Annotated in this window: 15 protein-coding genes; 8 read left to right on the forward strand and 7 right to left on the reverse strand. The window is 51.9% G+C overall.

Going from position 1 to position 14716, the window contains the following annotated elements:
- The first annotated feature begins 224 nt into the window (after positions 1–224).
- A complete protein-coding gene (locus Q4E93_RS32090) occupies positions 225–2117 on the forward strand; it encodes a tetratricopeptide repeat-containing sensor histidine kinase (RefSeq protein ID WP_303592044.1) in 1893 nt (630 codons plus the stop codon).
- Here Q4E93_RS32090 and Q4E93_RS32095 read toward each other — a convergent pair.
- Complete coding sequence (locus tag Q4E93_RS32095) at positions 2069–2350, reverse strand: hypothetical protein (RefSeq protein ID WP_303592045.1); 282 nt, start codon at positions 2348–2350, stop codon at positions 2069–2071. The genes Q4E93_RS32090 and Q4E93_RS32095 overlap by 49 nt on opposite strands.
- Positions 2351–2497: 147 nt before the next feature.
- Positions 2498–3769, reverse strand: a complete 1272-nt coding sequence (locus Q4E93_RS32100; RefSeq protein WP_303592046.1) for a multidrug effflux MFS transporter — start codon at positions 3767–3769, stop codon at positions 2498–2500.
- A gap of 51 nt (positions 3770–3820) precedes the next feature.
- Here Q4E93_RS32100 and Q4E93_RS32105 point away from each other — a divergent pair, with 51 nt between their 5' ends.
- A complete protein-coding gene (locus Q4E93_RS32105) occupies positions 3821–5098 on the forward strand; it encodes a flavin monoamine oxidase family protein (RefSeq protein WP_303592047.1) in 1278 nt (425 codons plus the stop codon).
- A 115-nt stretch (positions 5099–5213) separates the two neighbouring features.
- On the opposite strand, the gene Q4E93_RS32110 is transcribed toward Q4E93_RS32105, so the two are convergent.
- From Q4E93_RS32110 to Q4E93_RS32120, 3 genes are all read right to left on the reverse strand, one after another.
- On the reverse strand, positions 5214–5669 hold the full coding sequence (locus Q4E93_RS32110) for a PA2169 family four-helix-bundle protein (protein WP_303592048.1): 456 nt from the start codon (positions 5667–5669) through the stop codon (positions 5214–5216).
- A gap of 120 nt (positions 5670–5789) precedes the next feature.
- Positions 5790–6215 (reverse strand): hypothetical protein, encoded by a 426-nt coding sequence (locus Q4E93_RS32115; protein WP_303592049.1) that lies wholly within the window; start codon positions 6213–6215, stop codon positions 5790–5792.
- A 43-nt stretch (positions 6216–6258) separates the two neighbouring features.
- Positions 6259–7209 carry a DnaJ C-terminal domain-containing protein gene (locus Q4E93_RS32120; RefSeq protein ID WP_303592050.1) on the reverse strand — a complete coding sequence of 317 codons (951 nt, stop codon included), beginning with the start codon at positions 7207–7209 and terminating at the stop codon, positions 6259–6261.
- Between the two features lie 93 nt (positions 7210–7302).
- Here Q4E93_RS32120 and Q4E93_RS32125 point away from each other — a divergent pair, with 93 nt between their 5' ends.
- Complete coding sequence (locus Q4E93_RS32125) at positions 7303–7533, forward strand: hypothetical protein (RefSeq protein WP_303592051.1); 231 nt, start codon at positions 7303–7305, stop codon at positions 7531–7533.
- 17 nt (positions 7534–7550) lie between these two features.
- On the opposite strand, the gene Q4E93_RS32130 is transcribed toward Q4E93_RS32125, so the two are convergent.
- Both Q4E93_RS32130 and Q4E93_RS32135 read right to left on the reverse strand, forming a co-directional pair.
- A complete protein-coding gene (locus tag Q4E93_RS32130) occupies positions 7551–9161 on the reverse strand; it encodes a sensor histidine kinase (protein ID WP_303592052.1) in 1611 nt (536 codons plus the stop codon).
- Between the two features lie 376 nt (positions 9162–9537).
- Positions 9538–9729: a hypothetical protein gene (locus tag Q4E93_RS32135; protein ID WP_303592053.1), complete on the reverse strand. Its 192-nt coding sequence runs from the start codon at positions 9727–9729 to the stop codon at positions 9538–9540.
- 92 nt (positions 9730–9821) lie between these two features.
- Here Q4E93_RS32135 and Q4E93_RS32140 point away from each other — a divergent pair, with 92 nt between their 5' ends.
- From Q4E93_RS32140 to Q4E93_RS32160, 5 genes are all read left to right on the forward strand, one after another.
- On the forward strand, positions 9822–10808 hold the full coding sequence (locus Q4E93_RS32140; protein WP_303592054.1) for a 2-hydroxyacid dehydrogenase: 987 nt from the start codon (positions 9822–9824) through the stop codon (positions 10806–10808).
- A 15-nt stretch (positions 10809–10823) separates the two neighbouring features.
- Positions 10824–12116: a cytochrome P460 family protein gene (locus Q4E93_RS32145; RefSeq protein ID WP_303592055.1), complete on the forward strand. Its 1293-nt coding sequence runs from the start codon at positions 10824–10826 to the stop codon at positions 12114–12116.
- 3 nt (positions 12117–12119) lie between these two features.
- Positions 12120–13037, forward strand: a complete 918-nt coding sequence (locus Q4E93_RS32150; RefSeq protein WP_303592056.1) for a LysR family transcriptional regulator — start codon at positions 12120–12122, stop codon at positions 13035–13037.
- Between the two features lie 68 nt (positions 13038–13105).
- Positions 13106–14053 (forward strand): YeiH family protein, encoded by a 948-nt coding sequence (locus Q4E93_RS32155; RefSeq protein ID WP_303592057.1) that lies wholly within the window; start codon positions 13106–13108, stop codon positions 14051–14053.
- Between the two features lie 62 nt (positions 14054–14115).
- On the forward strand, positions 14116–14667 hold the full coding sequence (locus tag Q4E93_RS32160) for a hypothetical protein (RefSeq protein ID WP_303592058.1): 552 nt from the start codon (positions 14116–14118) through the stop codon (positions 14665–14667).
- The last annotated feature ends 49 nt before the right edge of the window (positions 14668–14716 follow it).

The following is a 14716-nucleotide window of genomic DNA, read 5'->3' on the forward strand; positions in this document are numbered from 1 at the left end:
TGCTCCCATGATCCTTAAAAAGAATAACGAAGGTTCTTACGATTTTGTTCGTAAGCAGGCCTGCATTATTTATCTTATTAAACGGCGATTCACCTGAGGATATTTTAGAATATAAAAAATTTAATCTAAATACACTGTTGAAGATGAGCGGCCTCCGTATACTGGTTTGGTTGGGTTCTTGTTTATGGTTAATGACCGGGGCGGTTACTGCCCAGTCGGCGGGAGTGCAAAAGTTGAGGGAGATGGTGAAAGACGGCCCCATTGTTCAGCGCAACGGCCCTGATACTACCTATGTCAACACGCTCAATCTCCTGGCCCGCAGCTATTACGGCGTCAATGCGGACAGCGCCTTTTTCTTTGGTAAGAAGGCTTTACAATATGCGGATTCCACCGGTTACGGGAAGGGCAGGGCGGAGAGCTGGCGAATGATCGGGAACACTTATGAAATGATCGGCAGCTATCATGAGATGCTGTCTGCCTACCGGCGATCCCGGCTTATTGCCGACAGCATCGGCAACGCGGCACAGGTGGCGAAGGTCAACGTGAACATCGCACTTTTTTACCGGCAGCTGGGGGAATACGACGAGGCGCTGAGGCAAATGGATAATGACAGCACAGTGTACCGCGACAATGGGGACAGTACGCAATTGGCGTATGTTTATTCTCATCTCTCCGACGTCAACTACCATCATCATCAATATGATAAGGCGCTGGAATATGCCCAAAAATCAATAGAGGTGGCTGTTGCGATCAAGGATTCGCTGGCCTTTGCCTCTTTCAACAACGATCTTGGAAGGGCGCTGGCGGCCAAGGGGCTCTATAAAGAAGCTATGGCAAGCCATCTTCGATCCATGGACTATTACCGGCGGACGGACGATAAGTTGGGCCAGACGGAGACCTTTAACCATCTTGCCCACGCCAGCCTGCTCCTGAAAGATCACTCAAGTGCGCTGCGCTATGCTTTCCAGGGCCTTGACCTCGCCCGCCGGCTTCACAGGAAGAAGGACATCATGGACCTGGGGCAGGTGCTGGCCGAGATCTACCAGGCGAAGGGCGAGTATGCTACTGCCTTGCGTTATTTCCAATTGTATAAGGATTATTCCGACAGCCTTTTCAGCGAGCAGATCCGCAAGCAGTCGTTCTCCCTGGAAACCAGGTATGAATATGAAAGAAAGGCGGATTCCATACAGCAGGCGGTTGCGAAAAAGGAGCTCATCCAACGGCATATCGACCGGAATCATACGCTACAGATATCTATAGCCATCATCTTCATTCTTTTCCTGATCATGGTGGCCGTGCTGCTGCAGCGGAGCAGGGCTGCCAGCAAGAAGAGCAACAAGGCGCTATCCGAAAAAAACAAGGAGATCGAGCTGCAGAAGGAGGCGATGGAGCACCAGGCTGTACAGCTCTTACTGAACAATCGGCAAAAGGACAAGCTATTCTCCATTATTGCCCATGACCTTCGCGGTCCTTTGAACTCTTTGAAGGGGGTTCTTGACTTTTTGAAAGAGAACAGGCTTTCCGATGCGGAAATAAAAAGCATGCTGGATGAGCTGCGCAGGAATGTCGATTATTCCTCCGAGCTGGTGGGCAACCTGCTTTTCTGGGCCAGCAGCCAGCTGAGCGGCGTGGCGGTTGCGCCAGTCTGTCTTCCGCTGCATCAGCTGGTGGATGACATCCTACCCTTGTATGCGAAACAGTCAGGAGAGAAGGGCATTCTGTTAAGGAATGGAATCGATGAGGCGCTGACGGCTTATGCGGATAAGGATATGATCCAGGTCGTCCTGCGCAACCTTATCAGCAACGCTATTAAATTTTGCCGTAGCGGAGATTCGATCTCTATTACGGGCCGGCGATCCGGGGATAGTGTGGAGGTATGTGTGGCTGATACCGGCATTGGTATAAAGGATGACATCCTGGGTATGATACGTCGTAAGGAAAGTATTACGACCTATGGCACTGCCAGGGAGAAAGGCACAGGCCTTGGCATGTTGTTATGCCGGGAGTTCACAGAAGTAAATGGAGGTAAATTCCGTATCGACAGCGAGTGGGGAAAGGGCAGCTGGTTTTATTTTACGATCCCAGCCGACGCAAGCTCTTCTTCTATCAAAGTGTGAAAAACGGCTTCGTTCTCCCAGATCCATGCAGGCAGCTGTTGCTTGATGATCTTCCACACGCCATCTTCTTTCTCCATTTTCAATACGATACGGTTGCCTCGGTCATCGCTCACATCCACCGTGAACAATCCTTCCTGCAAGCCATTTGATTTACGGAAATTGAATTCCCGGAGCCGTCCTTCGGCTTTTACCAGTTTGGTAAACTGAATGTTTCGGATGAATTGAATTTGCATAAGGCTGACTTTAGAATTTAAATTATCAATTCTTTTTTGCTGTAAAGTGACTGGCCTTCTTAAAGAATAGTGAATTTTTTACGCAGGGATAGGAGGGTGACTACAAAAGTACTAAAAATCGTATTTTCCCTATACTATCCTGGAAAATTAGTTGTCCCCATTTTGAAGATTTTCCAGCCCTGTCGGGGTAATGGACAGCCCTTTGAGGGTGTTGGCTGCCGAGGACAGGCGGCGGATGTTCCGATCGCCCGTCAGGAGGACCATCAGTGCTATCAGGGGGCAGCAGGCCATGACACCTGTCATTGGCAGGGCGGTATGGTTGTTGAGAAAGCTCACGATGGCCGAGGCAAGGGCGCCGATGCTCATCTGGACCCCGCCCATCAGGGCTGATGCCGTACCCGCATTCCGGCCAAAAAGGGCCAGCGAGAGGGCTGAAGAATTGGGGAAAACGCAACCCTGGCAGCAGAGAAAGAGAAAACAAAGGGTGATGGTGCTGAACAGCCCCCACCAGCCCAGGAAGCTGCCGGTGAACAGGGCGACGGCTATCAGGGACTGGCAGATGAGGGCTACCCTTATGATCTGCTGGCTTTTGTAGGTCTTGAGCAACAGGCTGTTGAGCTGGCTGCAGCCGATGAGACCCAGGGCAACCACGGCAAAGATCCATCCGTACTGTCTTTCCGTCACCCTGAACAGTTCCATGAAAACGGCTGGAGACCCGGCGATATAGGCATACAGGCCTGCCGAGGCGATGGCCCCTGTAAATGCATAGGTATAGAACTGGGGTTCTTTCAGCACATTCAAAAAGCCGGATATGATGGGGCCGGGCTTTAATGACATCTGTTTGTCAGGCGGCCGCCCTTCCGGCAGGGCAAAGTGGACGGCCGTCAGAATAAAGGCGGCAATGATGGTGAGGACGACGAAAATATACTTCCAGCCCAGACCAGCGGCGAGGTAGCCACCCAAAGTGGGGGCGATGATAGGGGATACTGCGATGACCAGCATCAGCTGGGAAAATACCCTGGCATTTTGATCCACAGGGAAAAGGTCCCGCACCAGTGCCCGGGAAGCTACCAGGCATGCACAGGCTCCCAATGCCTGGAACAGGCGCAGGATGATGAGCAATTCTACCGTTCGGGCCATGGCGCAGAGTGCCGAAGCCACCAGGTAGAGGGCAATTCCTGCATACAGGGGTTTTTTCCTGCCGAAGCGGTCCAGTAAGGGCCCATAGAGAAATTGTCCCGCGGAAATGCCTATGAAAAAGCTGGAGAGCGACAGCGCTACTTCGGCCACCGTCGTTTTCAGATCTTTGGCGATGTCCGGGAAGCCCGGCAGATACATGTCGATGGAAAAAGGTCCGATGGCAGAGAGAACCCCCAGGATGAGAATAATGAAAGCCGGGTTCTTTTTAGGTGCGCTCATAAGAAAGTGCAAAGGTAGCCAGCCAGTCCCGTAATTTTATATTTTTTTACCATGGGTTATACAATACTTATCATCGGCGCCGGCGCCTCCGGATTAATGGCAGCTTACGAGTTATCCGGAGCCGGGTTTTCAGTCACGATAGTGGAAGCGTCGGCCCGGCCCGGCGGGAGGATATTGACCCTGCACGATAGCGGTTTTTCTGCTCCTGCGGAGGCCGGCGCGGAGTTTGTGCACGGCTCTTTACCTGTCACATTGGGATTGTTGAAGATGGCGGGTATTTCCTATCATCCTGTAAAGGGGAAGATGACACGTGTGCGAAAGGGAGAGTGGATAGAACAGGATCTTTTTTCAGGGGACTGGGCCGAACTGATGGAGCGAATGGGCAGTCTGCAGAACGATGTGTCAATAGAAGCTTTTCTGGATACTTATTTTGCAGGGGATCGTTATGCCCTTCTCCGCAGCTCTGTGCGTGGCTTTGCCGAAGGATACGACCTGGTGGATCTGCGAAGGGCCAGCACACTGGCGTTGTATAAGGAGTGGCAGGAGGAAGGAGAACAGGAATACCGCGTGGAGGGCGGTTACAGCCGGCTGGTCCATTACCTGGAAGGAGCATGCCTTGCCCGTGGCTGTACGTTTCATTACAGCACACCCGTGGAGGAGATCCAATGGCAAAAAGATAAGGTGGCAGTGCAATGTGCTACCGGCAGGACGTTCACGGGGAACCGGCTGATCTCCACGGTATCCCTGGGCATTTTGCAATTGGCGGCGGGGCTGCCTTTTGCGTTGCGGTTTACACCGGAGATCCCGGCTTACCGGCAAGCGGCTGCCGAAATGGGGTATGGATCGGTCATTAAGGTACTGATGGAGTTCAGGTCTCCTTTTTGGGAGAAAAAAGAAAAAGGCATTGGCTTTATCCTCAGTGACGAGCCTGTGCCCACCTGGTGGACACAGTTTCCCGGAAAAAGCAATCTGCTGACGGCATGGATCGCGGCTGCGGCTATGCGGAATTTCCAGGCGTTGGATGCGGAGGGACGTTTATCGGCCTGCCTGCGATCGTTGGCTGTCTTGTTCCAGGTGGATGTTGCTTTTTTGAAGCAAGAGCTGGGGACTTACAGCATCCATGACTGGATGATGGCGCCTTATGTCCGGGGCGGTTATAGCTATGAGACGGTGGGAAGCGGGGCTGCCCGCGCACGGCTGCGTCAATCATTGGAAGATACGATCTATTTTGCCGGAGAAGCGTTGTATGAGGGGCAGGCACTGGCAACGGTAGAGGCGGCGCTCAATAGCGGCAAGGACGTTGCTCAAAAAATAAAAGCGCAGTCATGACGACTGCGCCTGGTTTAATTAGGAGTTGGTCCTGATCGGACCAGAATGGTTTGTTTAGTACGCTAATGATGGCCCTTCGCTTTTCTCGGTTACGGGCAGCCTCGCTGTGCTCGGCTTAGGCGTATTGATCACGCAGGGCTTTGATCTCGTCATGCGATTCCCTTAATGTTTGCTGTTGCTGGATGAGCAGATCGCGGATGAATGCGGGGAGGTTTTCATTTTCAAGCCCTGTCCTGTAAGCACGTTGGGCCGCATCTTCTCCTGCCTCGCAATTGGACAGGATCGCATGCCTGTCGTGACCGCCGAACACTGCCTTCACATCCATCCAGGCCCGGTAAATTTTGCCACTGGTGGTGGTTCCCGATTCGACGTCTGCACCCAATGCCTGCACCTCGGAAGCGAGGGCGATCTTATTTCTATGGCTTTCAGCGATCATTGAAGCATACAGCACCTTCAGGTCCTCGTCTTCATCCTTCGTTTCTTTTATCGCTTTTTCATAGCCGGCAATTCTGTCATTGTTGATCTGGATAAGGTCATTCAGCACCTCGATGGTTTCTTTTGTGTTTGTCATAACCATTGTTTTAATGTGGAAGTAATCAGTTACAATAGGATGAAGCAGTAAAATCATGCCAGGGGCTGGACAGCCTACCGGGCAGGACGATGGGGAAAATAATCCCTCTTTTGCTTCCCGTTAGAATACTTTCTGGATCTCGACCGCCCTGCGCTGGGCGATCAGTTTTTCAATTATCTGTGCAATACCGGGCTCTATTTCCAGTATGTCGGCCAGTTTGCCCAGGAGTGATTCTTCCCTGGCATCCAGCGAGGGATCGCTGATGCAGAGCTCGAGGCAATAGGAGTAGAGGGCCAGCTCATTCACGGGTTTTATCAGCTGTATGAGATAGATGAGATAGGACCTTTCGTCCGCAATGGAAGGCTTGTAGGAGCGATAGCTCACCAGTTCATCTTTGATATGCACTTTAGGCTGCAGGCCCAGGGTCACCAGCTTGGCGGACAGGTTGTCCATTTCGGCTTCGGTGAACCGATCGTCTTCCAGACAACAATGGAAAAAGAGATGACAGAGCGCCTGATCCTGGTCTTTTACGATGGAGGTATACATGATATATTTTACAGGCGCGGATTCAACTATTATGCCATGGCGGTTATGTTTTGTTCCCGGCGAGCTTTGCCAGCTCTCTGAACAATGCCTTTTCTTTCTCCGAGAGGTCCTCCGGCAGTTTGATCTCCAGGGTGAGGTAAAGGTCGCCATATTGCCCTTCTTTTTTGTAGACGGGAAAGCCTTTTCCTTTCAGGCGCATGATGGTCCCGTTCTGCGTCGCCGGCTTGATCTTCAGCTTGATCTTTCCACCGAGCGTATCTACCGTCGTTTCTCCACCCAGGACCGCGGTGTAGAGATCAATGGGGACTTTGGCATAAAGATCGTTGGCTTCCCGTCTGAAGCGGCTGTCTTCTTCAATGATGAAAGTAATATACAGGTCGCCATTGGGGCCTTTGTTCACTCCGGGGTTACCATGCCCTTTTAATTTAATGACCTGGCCATTCTCCACGCCTGCCGGAATGGTGATCCGGATGTTTTTTCCGTTGATGGTAATCACCTGCTGTTGTGTCTGGTAGGCATCCGCCAGGGTTAGATGCAGTTCCGCCTGCAGGTCCTGTCCCCGAAACTTACTGCGGCTGGCGCCGGAGCTGTTGCCCCTGCCGAAGAGCGATTCGAAGAAGTCTGAGAATTGACCCCCATCCTCAAAACCCGAGGCGCCGCCAAATCCACCCGAGAATGACTCCTCGCCAAAATCGCCTCCCGAATGGAAGCCCTGGCTTCGCCTTCCCCGGGCGCCTCCGGACTGTTGAGCTTTCTCGAAAGCCTCGGCGTGTTGCCAGTCCTTGCCGTACTGATCATATTTTTTCCGTTTGTCCGGATCGCTGAGCACTTCATTGGCCTCGTTGATCTGCTGAAATTTTTTATTGGCCTCCTTGTCATTCTGGTTCAGATCCGGATGGTGCTTCCGGGCCAGTTTGCGATAAGCCGCACGGATCTCGTCCTGCGTGGCGTTCTTATTAATTCCCAATACTTTATAATAATCTATAAAATCCATGAATAGTACTCCTGTTTTTACAAAGGTCTGTATTCTCCCGTTATACTTTCGGGATGGCACAGTTTTTTTGTCAATTTATCAAAATCAACATTTATGAACGGGAAAAGGTTTGTTTTGCCGGTATTGGCGGCGTCATTCGTTGCCGCGGTTGTCCTGACCAGGTGCGAGGGAGGCAGGCCGAAGTCCGGAACGCAGGATTCGACGAGCACCAGCAACCATTTGAACAGTCCTGCGCCGGACAATAACAGCGCTACCAATCCGTCCGTGGCTGATACCGCCTTTCAGAAAGATACGGGGCGTATAAAGAGGGATTCCTCCCGTTGAGCTGCTGTCGGGAGCCCCTATGACAGCTCATTGCCAATGGTGAAGAAGAACCGGCTTCCTTCTCCGGGCGTCGATTCTGCCCAGATCCTGCCGCCATGCATTTCCACGATCTTTTTACAGTGGGCCAGTCCTATGCCGGAGCCTTCATATTCGCTGCGGGTATGCAGCCGTTGAAAGATAATAAAGATCCTGTCCAGAAATTGGGGGTCGATGCCGATGCCATTATCCTGCACGAAGAATTTCCAATGCCCGTTCTCTCTTACTGATCCGATATCGATGGTGGGGACCTCGTTTGATTTGCGAAATTTAATGGAGTTGCTGATAAGATTCTGGAACAGCAGCTTCAGCTCGGTGGGATATGCCTGCAGGACGGGAAGGGAGCTGGCATGGACGGTGGCGCCCGTATCCGCAATGATCTTGTCGAGGTCGGCCATTACTTCCTTCACCAGCAGATTGCAATCCACCTGTCTGGATTCTTTTTCGCGACCGATGCGCGAATAATCGAGCAGGTCCTTGATGAGCACTTTCATTCTTTCGGAAGCCTGCAGCAGATAATCCAGGAACTTATCTGCGTTCTCATCCAGCTGGCCTTTATATTGTTGCTGTAGCAGCTCGACAAAGCCGGAAATGGTCCGGAGGGGTTCCTGCAAATCATGGGATGCCACATAAGCGAACTGCTCCAGTTCTTTGTTCTTGCTTTCGATCTGGGCAGTCCGTTGCCGCACCTTTTTTTCCAGCGAATTATTGACCTCTTTATTTTCTTTTCCCAGTCTTTCCAGCTCTTCGGCCATCATGTTGAAGTCATTGGCGAGGATACCGATCTCATCGCGGGAGAAAGCTTTCGCTTTCACGCTGAAATCTCCTTTTGCCACTGCCCTGGATGACACGAGGATCTCTTTCAGTCCTTTCCGGATGCCGCGGCTCACTGACCAGGCGAGGAGCAGGCCGGTGCATTCCACGCTCAGCGCTATGAAGAATAGGACGTGCAGCACGGTGTTTTCCAGCCAGCGGGACCCTTCGCCCAATGCGTAGGAGAATTCATCTTCGAAAGGGGTGAGCTCGGCATTCAGCGGATCTATCCTGTTTACCAGATCGGTTATACGTTCCTGGGAAGGATTGCTTTTACTGATCTCTTCATGTAATTCCTCGCCGATGGTGGTAAATCCGGCTACTACCCGGTCTGCATTGGCCCAGGCGGTGATGGCTTTATTGATATAATAGTCGCCGTGGAATCTTCTGAGCAGCCTGATCATACCATCGATATCGTCGGGATGGTTGCGGCCTTCGATGAAGCCCTGCCGGGCAATGGCCATATCGGGATGAGGCTTGCTCAGCTCGAGGCGGGTCTTATGGTCACCCAGGTTGACCCTCATGAATTCCTGGAAGCGGGCATAGTCGGCTTCATCATGGGTATGGGCATATTTCAGCAGTTGGTACATCGCGTCTTTCTGGGCTTTGGACCATAGTCCTTCACCTCCGACATAAGCTCTGACGGAAGACAATGTATTGATGGAAAAGATCAGTACGAACAGCTCGAACGCGATCAATAGTGCCATCGTACCCACCGTGAAATACAATTTCTTTGCAATGGATACATTTCTGTACCATTTAAAGAGGCCTATTTTCATTTTCAAGGTTTTGGACGACAGTCGCATGTAAGGGGGGTACAATTTAGGGGAATTGCTGAAACTTGACAAAAATGTCCGGAGACGTGCTGTCTGAAAATATATTCCGTCTTCCGGAAGGATCATGGGGGGAAAGTTTCCCGAAATGAGATGGAGCTCCGATCAAAAGGGGAGCTGGACAAAATTGGTGCCTGGTTAATACATGGGTCCTGGTTAAAATGGAGGTCTGGTCGGAATAGGGGGCTGATTAAAATGGGAACCTGGTCAAAAAAGGGGGCTGATTAAATAGGGAACCTGGTCAAAAAAGGAGGCCTGGTCAAAAAATGATCCGGCGCCTTTCGGCAACCGGATCCGTCCTTAATGTTCTTATGTTGGCAGGCTATTTTGCTTTTGCGATGGATGTCTTCTTGCTGCCGACTGTCAATGCATATATACAGAATACGATGGACAGGTAGCTGGCGATGGTCAGCACAGCGGAAGTGTTAAAGTCGAACTGGTAGAAGAGGTTCATACTGGTAATACCGGAAACCACTACGGAAATTAGCAGGAGGATAGATATAAACGTGCGCATAACTTTATTTTTTAAGGTTGTTTAAAATTTGTTGCTTTATATATCAGAAGGCTACGGGCCTGAGAAGTTTATTAAAGAAATGCTAAAGCGTTATGCGACCGAAGATCCTTATTACCAGGCCTATTTTCCCGGATGTTATCAGTTTTGCGCGCGAATATTTCGATGTGGAGGTAAATGAAGGTGCCCGTTATACGGCTGACGGACTGAAGGCCGCCCTGAAGGATAAGGATGGGGTTATGCTGGCAGGTGGCGAGAAGATCAATGCAGACACGCTGGAAGGCAATACGCGGCTGAAGGCCATTTGTGTTTCGGCTGCAGGTTTTAACAATTTAGATATTGGGGCGATCACCCGTGCCGGCGTCATTGCCACCAATTCGCCGGGACCTGCAGACGAGACGGTGGCGGACTATACATGGGGCCTGATGATCGCGACGGCCCGCCGCCTGGCGGAAGGGGATCGCTGGATCCGCGGGGGCAACTGGAAAGGCTCTGCCGGCAGCAGCTTCTTTGGCACTAACCTTTGCGACAAAACGCTTGGCATCATCGGGATGGGCAGGATTGGGCAGGCTATCGCCAGGAGAGCAATCGGCTTCCGGATGAAGGTGCTGTATTATAACAGGCGTCCTTTGGATCCCACGATAGAGGAGGAGTGTCAGGCGGCCTATGCGACAAAAGAAGCGCTGCTCGCCCAATCGGACTTTGTCGTGCTGGCGCTGCCACTGAACTCCGGCAATTACCATATCATCGGAGAGAAGGAGCTGCAACTGATGCGGAGTACGGCCATGCTTTTTAATATAGCGAGGGGCGGGCTGATCGATGAGCCTGCCTTGGCGAAAGCGCTGCTTGAACGAAAGATCGCTGCCGCCGGCCTGGATGTATTCGAAGGGGAGCCCGCTGTGGATCCGGCATTGCTGGGATTGCCGAATATCGTGATGACGCCGCATATTGCGGGCGGTACCTGGGAGGCGCAGCATGGGTTGGCTCAGCTGGCAGCAGAAAATCTTGTGGCGGCGTTGGGGCTGGGCCCCCACGCCGGCAATCCGCCCTCGATCATTAATCCGGAAGTGCTCCGGCGATAAACCTAAAATGTTGGTATGGCTAAGCAATTCTTAAAAAGGAAGGTCACGCAAGCAGTCATCGTCCTGGTGGCCTGCTTCATGCTGATCCAGTTGATACGTCCGTCGTTGGACAATCCGCCTGTGACGGGCGACCTGCAGGCTCCCCCCGAAGTGAAGTCGATCCTGCAACGGGCCTGCTATGACTGTCACTCCAATGAAACGAAGCTGGCCTGGTTTGATAAGCCGGCGCCCGCGTATTGGTTAGTGGCGGCCCATGTAAAGGAGGGGAGGTACCTGTTGAATTTCTCTCACTGGGACAGCCTGACCATCGATCAGCAAAAAGGAAAGCTTTTCGAGTCCCTGAACCAGATCGTCTTTAAAGAGATGGCGCCCCGTCAGTATACTACTTTTCACAAGGACGCCCGGGTATCCGAAGAAGAGGTGAAAGTGCTGAGAAAATATCTTGCATCCCTGGCTACGCCGAAGTTAGCAGACAGCGCCATGATCCGGTCGGCCGGCGACCAGTATGCAAAATGGACCGCGTCAGCCGGCCGGCCTTCGGATGTGCCGCCGGAGCTTAATGGCATTGCCTATTTGCCCGATTACAGGGATTGGCAGCCCATCAGCAGTACAGAAAGGTGGGACAATGGCACGCTGCGGGTGATCACGGGTAACCCTACTGCCGTCAAGGCCATCCGGGAGGGTCATACGGATCCCTGGCCTGACGGGACTGCCTTTGCCAAGATCGCCTGGAAAGGGTTGCTCAGGCCCACCGGTGAGATCATGCCGGGAGAGTTCTTACAGGTGGAGTTCATGATCAAGGATAAAAGTAAATATGCCGGTACTGACGGCTGGGGCTGGGGAAGATGGAAGGGCATGCAGTTAAAGCCTTATGGTAAGGATGCATCATTTGCAACTGAATGTACCCATTGTCATCAGCCTATGCATGATCACGACTTTGTATTTACGTCGCCGGTGTACTGGAAAGGACGGGCTGGTGCAGGGGCGGATACCACGGCTTTCGATCCGTTGGAGTGGAAGGTCATCACGTCGATGGTGGATAAATCGAAAAGGACGATGGTCATTTTATATGGTAATGATGCAGCGGTGAATGCGGCGCGAAAAGGACAGGCCGAGGTGTATCCGGCTGGTTCGGAACTGGCGCTCGTGACCTGGGCGCAGAAAGAGGACGAGCATTGGTATGGGGCGAATGTGCCGGATTCTATCGTTTCAATAGAAAGATTCAGGACTGGAGAGGCGCCGGGTGCAAAGCTTACCCAGGAGAGAATAACGTATCTTACGGGGCTAAAGGCATCGGTAACTCCCTGATCTATGACATTTGATTTTCGATTGCAGGTGTTTCATACAGTAGCCAGCCGGCTTAATTTCACCAAAGCGGCCAAAGAGCTGTTCATTACCCAACCTGCCGTGACCCGGCATATCCATGAACTGGAGCAACATTTTAAAGTAAAGCTTTTCGAGCGTAATGGGACGCGTATCCGACTGGCGCCGGCCGGTAAACTCCTTTTACAGCATACGGAAGACCTCTTTGCGCTCTACAGAAAAATGGAATTCGACATGAGCAGCCTGAACCAGGAGCAGAATGGGAGGCTGAACCTGGGAGGCAGCATGACTGCTGCGCCGTACGTCATTCCGCCCATCCTTTCGGAATTTCACAAGCGTTATGAAAAGGTGAAGGTGAGCCTTATCACCGGCAATACACAGCAGATGGAGGATGCGCTGGAGCGGAAGGAGATCGATCTGGCGGTGGTAGAAGGCCATTCGCGGAATGCTTCTATCCGGTACACTGAATTCATGAAGGACAGGATCGTACTGGTAAGCAATCCGTCTCACCCGCTGGCAAAGCGGCAGGGCATACGGCCCGAGGAACTTCTCCGGATCCCACTATTGCTGCGCGAACCCGGATCGGGGACGTTGGAGGTACTGGCCCATGCATTAAAAGGAGTGGGCATCAAACTGTCGCAGCTGCAAAAGGAAATGCAGCTGGACAGCACAGAAGTGATCAAATCATACCTGCTGCGGGCTCCCTGTATGGCTTTTCTTTCAGTGCATGCGGTCCTGAAAGAGCTCCAGAACAAAGAATGCAGCATCGTGGAGGTAAAGGGGCTCAACATTGAAAGGAATTTTTATTTTGCCCGGCTACAGGGAGAGGCGCAAGCGCTGCCGGAGCTGTTCATGCGATTTGCCATGCATTATAATAAGCGAACCCCTGATAACATCCTGTTATAGGGCATTACCAATAGCAATTTCTTCCCGGGGTACCAATGTTGGAACTTTGTGCCATAGAAATTATGACTATGAGCACGATTAAAATCTTCGATACGCGTATCTCGTTACGGGAGCTGGTCTTCACCCTCACCGGGCTTTTTTGTGTTAGTCCGTGGGTATCGCCGCCAGCGGCGTTGACGTTGGGTTTATTTATCGCCTTATTCGTGGGCCACCCTTTTTTGCATATAAACCACCGGGCGGTGCACATGTTGCTGCAATGTTCAGTGATAGGGCTGGGATTTGGCATGGATGCGGGCAGTGCGCTGAAAGCGGGCAGAGATGGGATACTCTTTGCTATGGCGTCCATCGCAGGTACGCTGACGATAGGATGGCTGCTTGGTAAGATATTAAAGATCGATAAGAAAACGTCTTTACTGATCTCCGGCGGGACGGCTATTTGCGGAGGGAGCGCTATTGCCGCCCTGTCGCCTGTGATCGGGGCGGAAGAGCGACAGGTGTCTGTGGCTATGGGCACTGTATTTATTCTTAATAGCGCAGCGTTATTTCTATTTCCCGTTGCCGGCAGGTGGCTGCATCTGAGCCAGGCGCAATTCGGACTGTGGGCTGCCATCGCCATTCACGATACGAGCTCGGTGGTTGGCGCTGCCGGCAGGTATGGTCCGGAAGCGCTGCAGATCGCCACGACGGTGAAGCTGGCGAGGGCATTGTGGATCATTCCGGTATCGTTGATGGCGGCTCTTTTTTTCCGCGGCGGCAGTTCCAGGATACGGGTGCCGTGGTTCATCGGTGTATTTGTCCTGGCTGTGCTGCTGCATACCTGGATGCCCATGCCTTTCTTTAGCCATGTTGTCGTAGGAGCATCGCATGCGGGGATGACGCTTACGCTATTCCTGATAGGGTGCGGATTGTCGAGGCAGGTGCTTCTGAATACAGGTGTGAAGCCGCTGGTGCAGGGCATCGTTGTATGGTTGTTGATCGCGGGGGCAGCTTTGTGGGCAGTGATCGCGCTGGCCTAAAAAGGGCGCCTATTGACTTTGTCCCTGATCGTGAGTATATTGGAAAGCAAAATCTATTTCCTATGTCTATTAGCGGACCCACGACAAAACCTCTTTCTCCGGAGGACAAGGCCGTCCTGCAAAAATTAAAGGAAAAGGCCTGGTTCACTTTGCTGAAACTGTATGTTCCCCTTTTCCTGACGCTGGTGTATGTCTATTACAAAATGAAACCAGGCGAGGCCTACGGAGGGCGCCGGGCGAAATATTCGATGGCGGAGTTTAAAACGGTATTCCCTTTTTTCGCTACGTTCTTTGGCGCAGTTTTCCTCTTCTTTGTCATCAAGGATTTCCGGCGGCTGATCCTTCCATTTTTCAAGGAGGCCCGTAATGATACCAAATATTGCCATTCATTTATGTCCAGAAAATATCTTGATCCTATCTATAACAAGTGTCTTTTGTTTTACCCGGACAGGGAGGATTATTACATTGAGATATGTCCGGAGGATTTCGACTCCATCGGTAATGGAGAGGATCTTTACCTGGAGGTAGCTTCGGTGACGGGGGAGGTGCTTTACCTGAAGAGCAGTGACAGGGTTTTTAAAGAGCCGGTGGAGTTTAGTTTTTCGGATAGATAGATCAATCGGATAGATAAAAAAAAGGCCCGCTGAGAAAGCGGGCCTTTCG

It is taken from the genome of Flavitalea plasmicola, from assembly GCF_030546645.1.
Lineage (GTDB): Bacteria > Bacteroidota > Bacteroidia > Chitinophagales > Chitinophagaceae > Puia.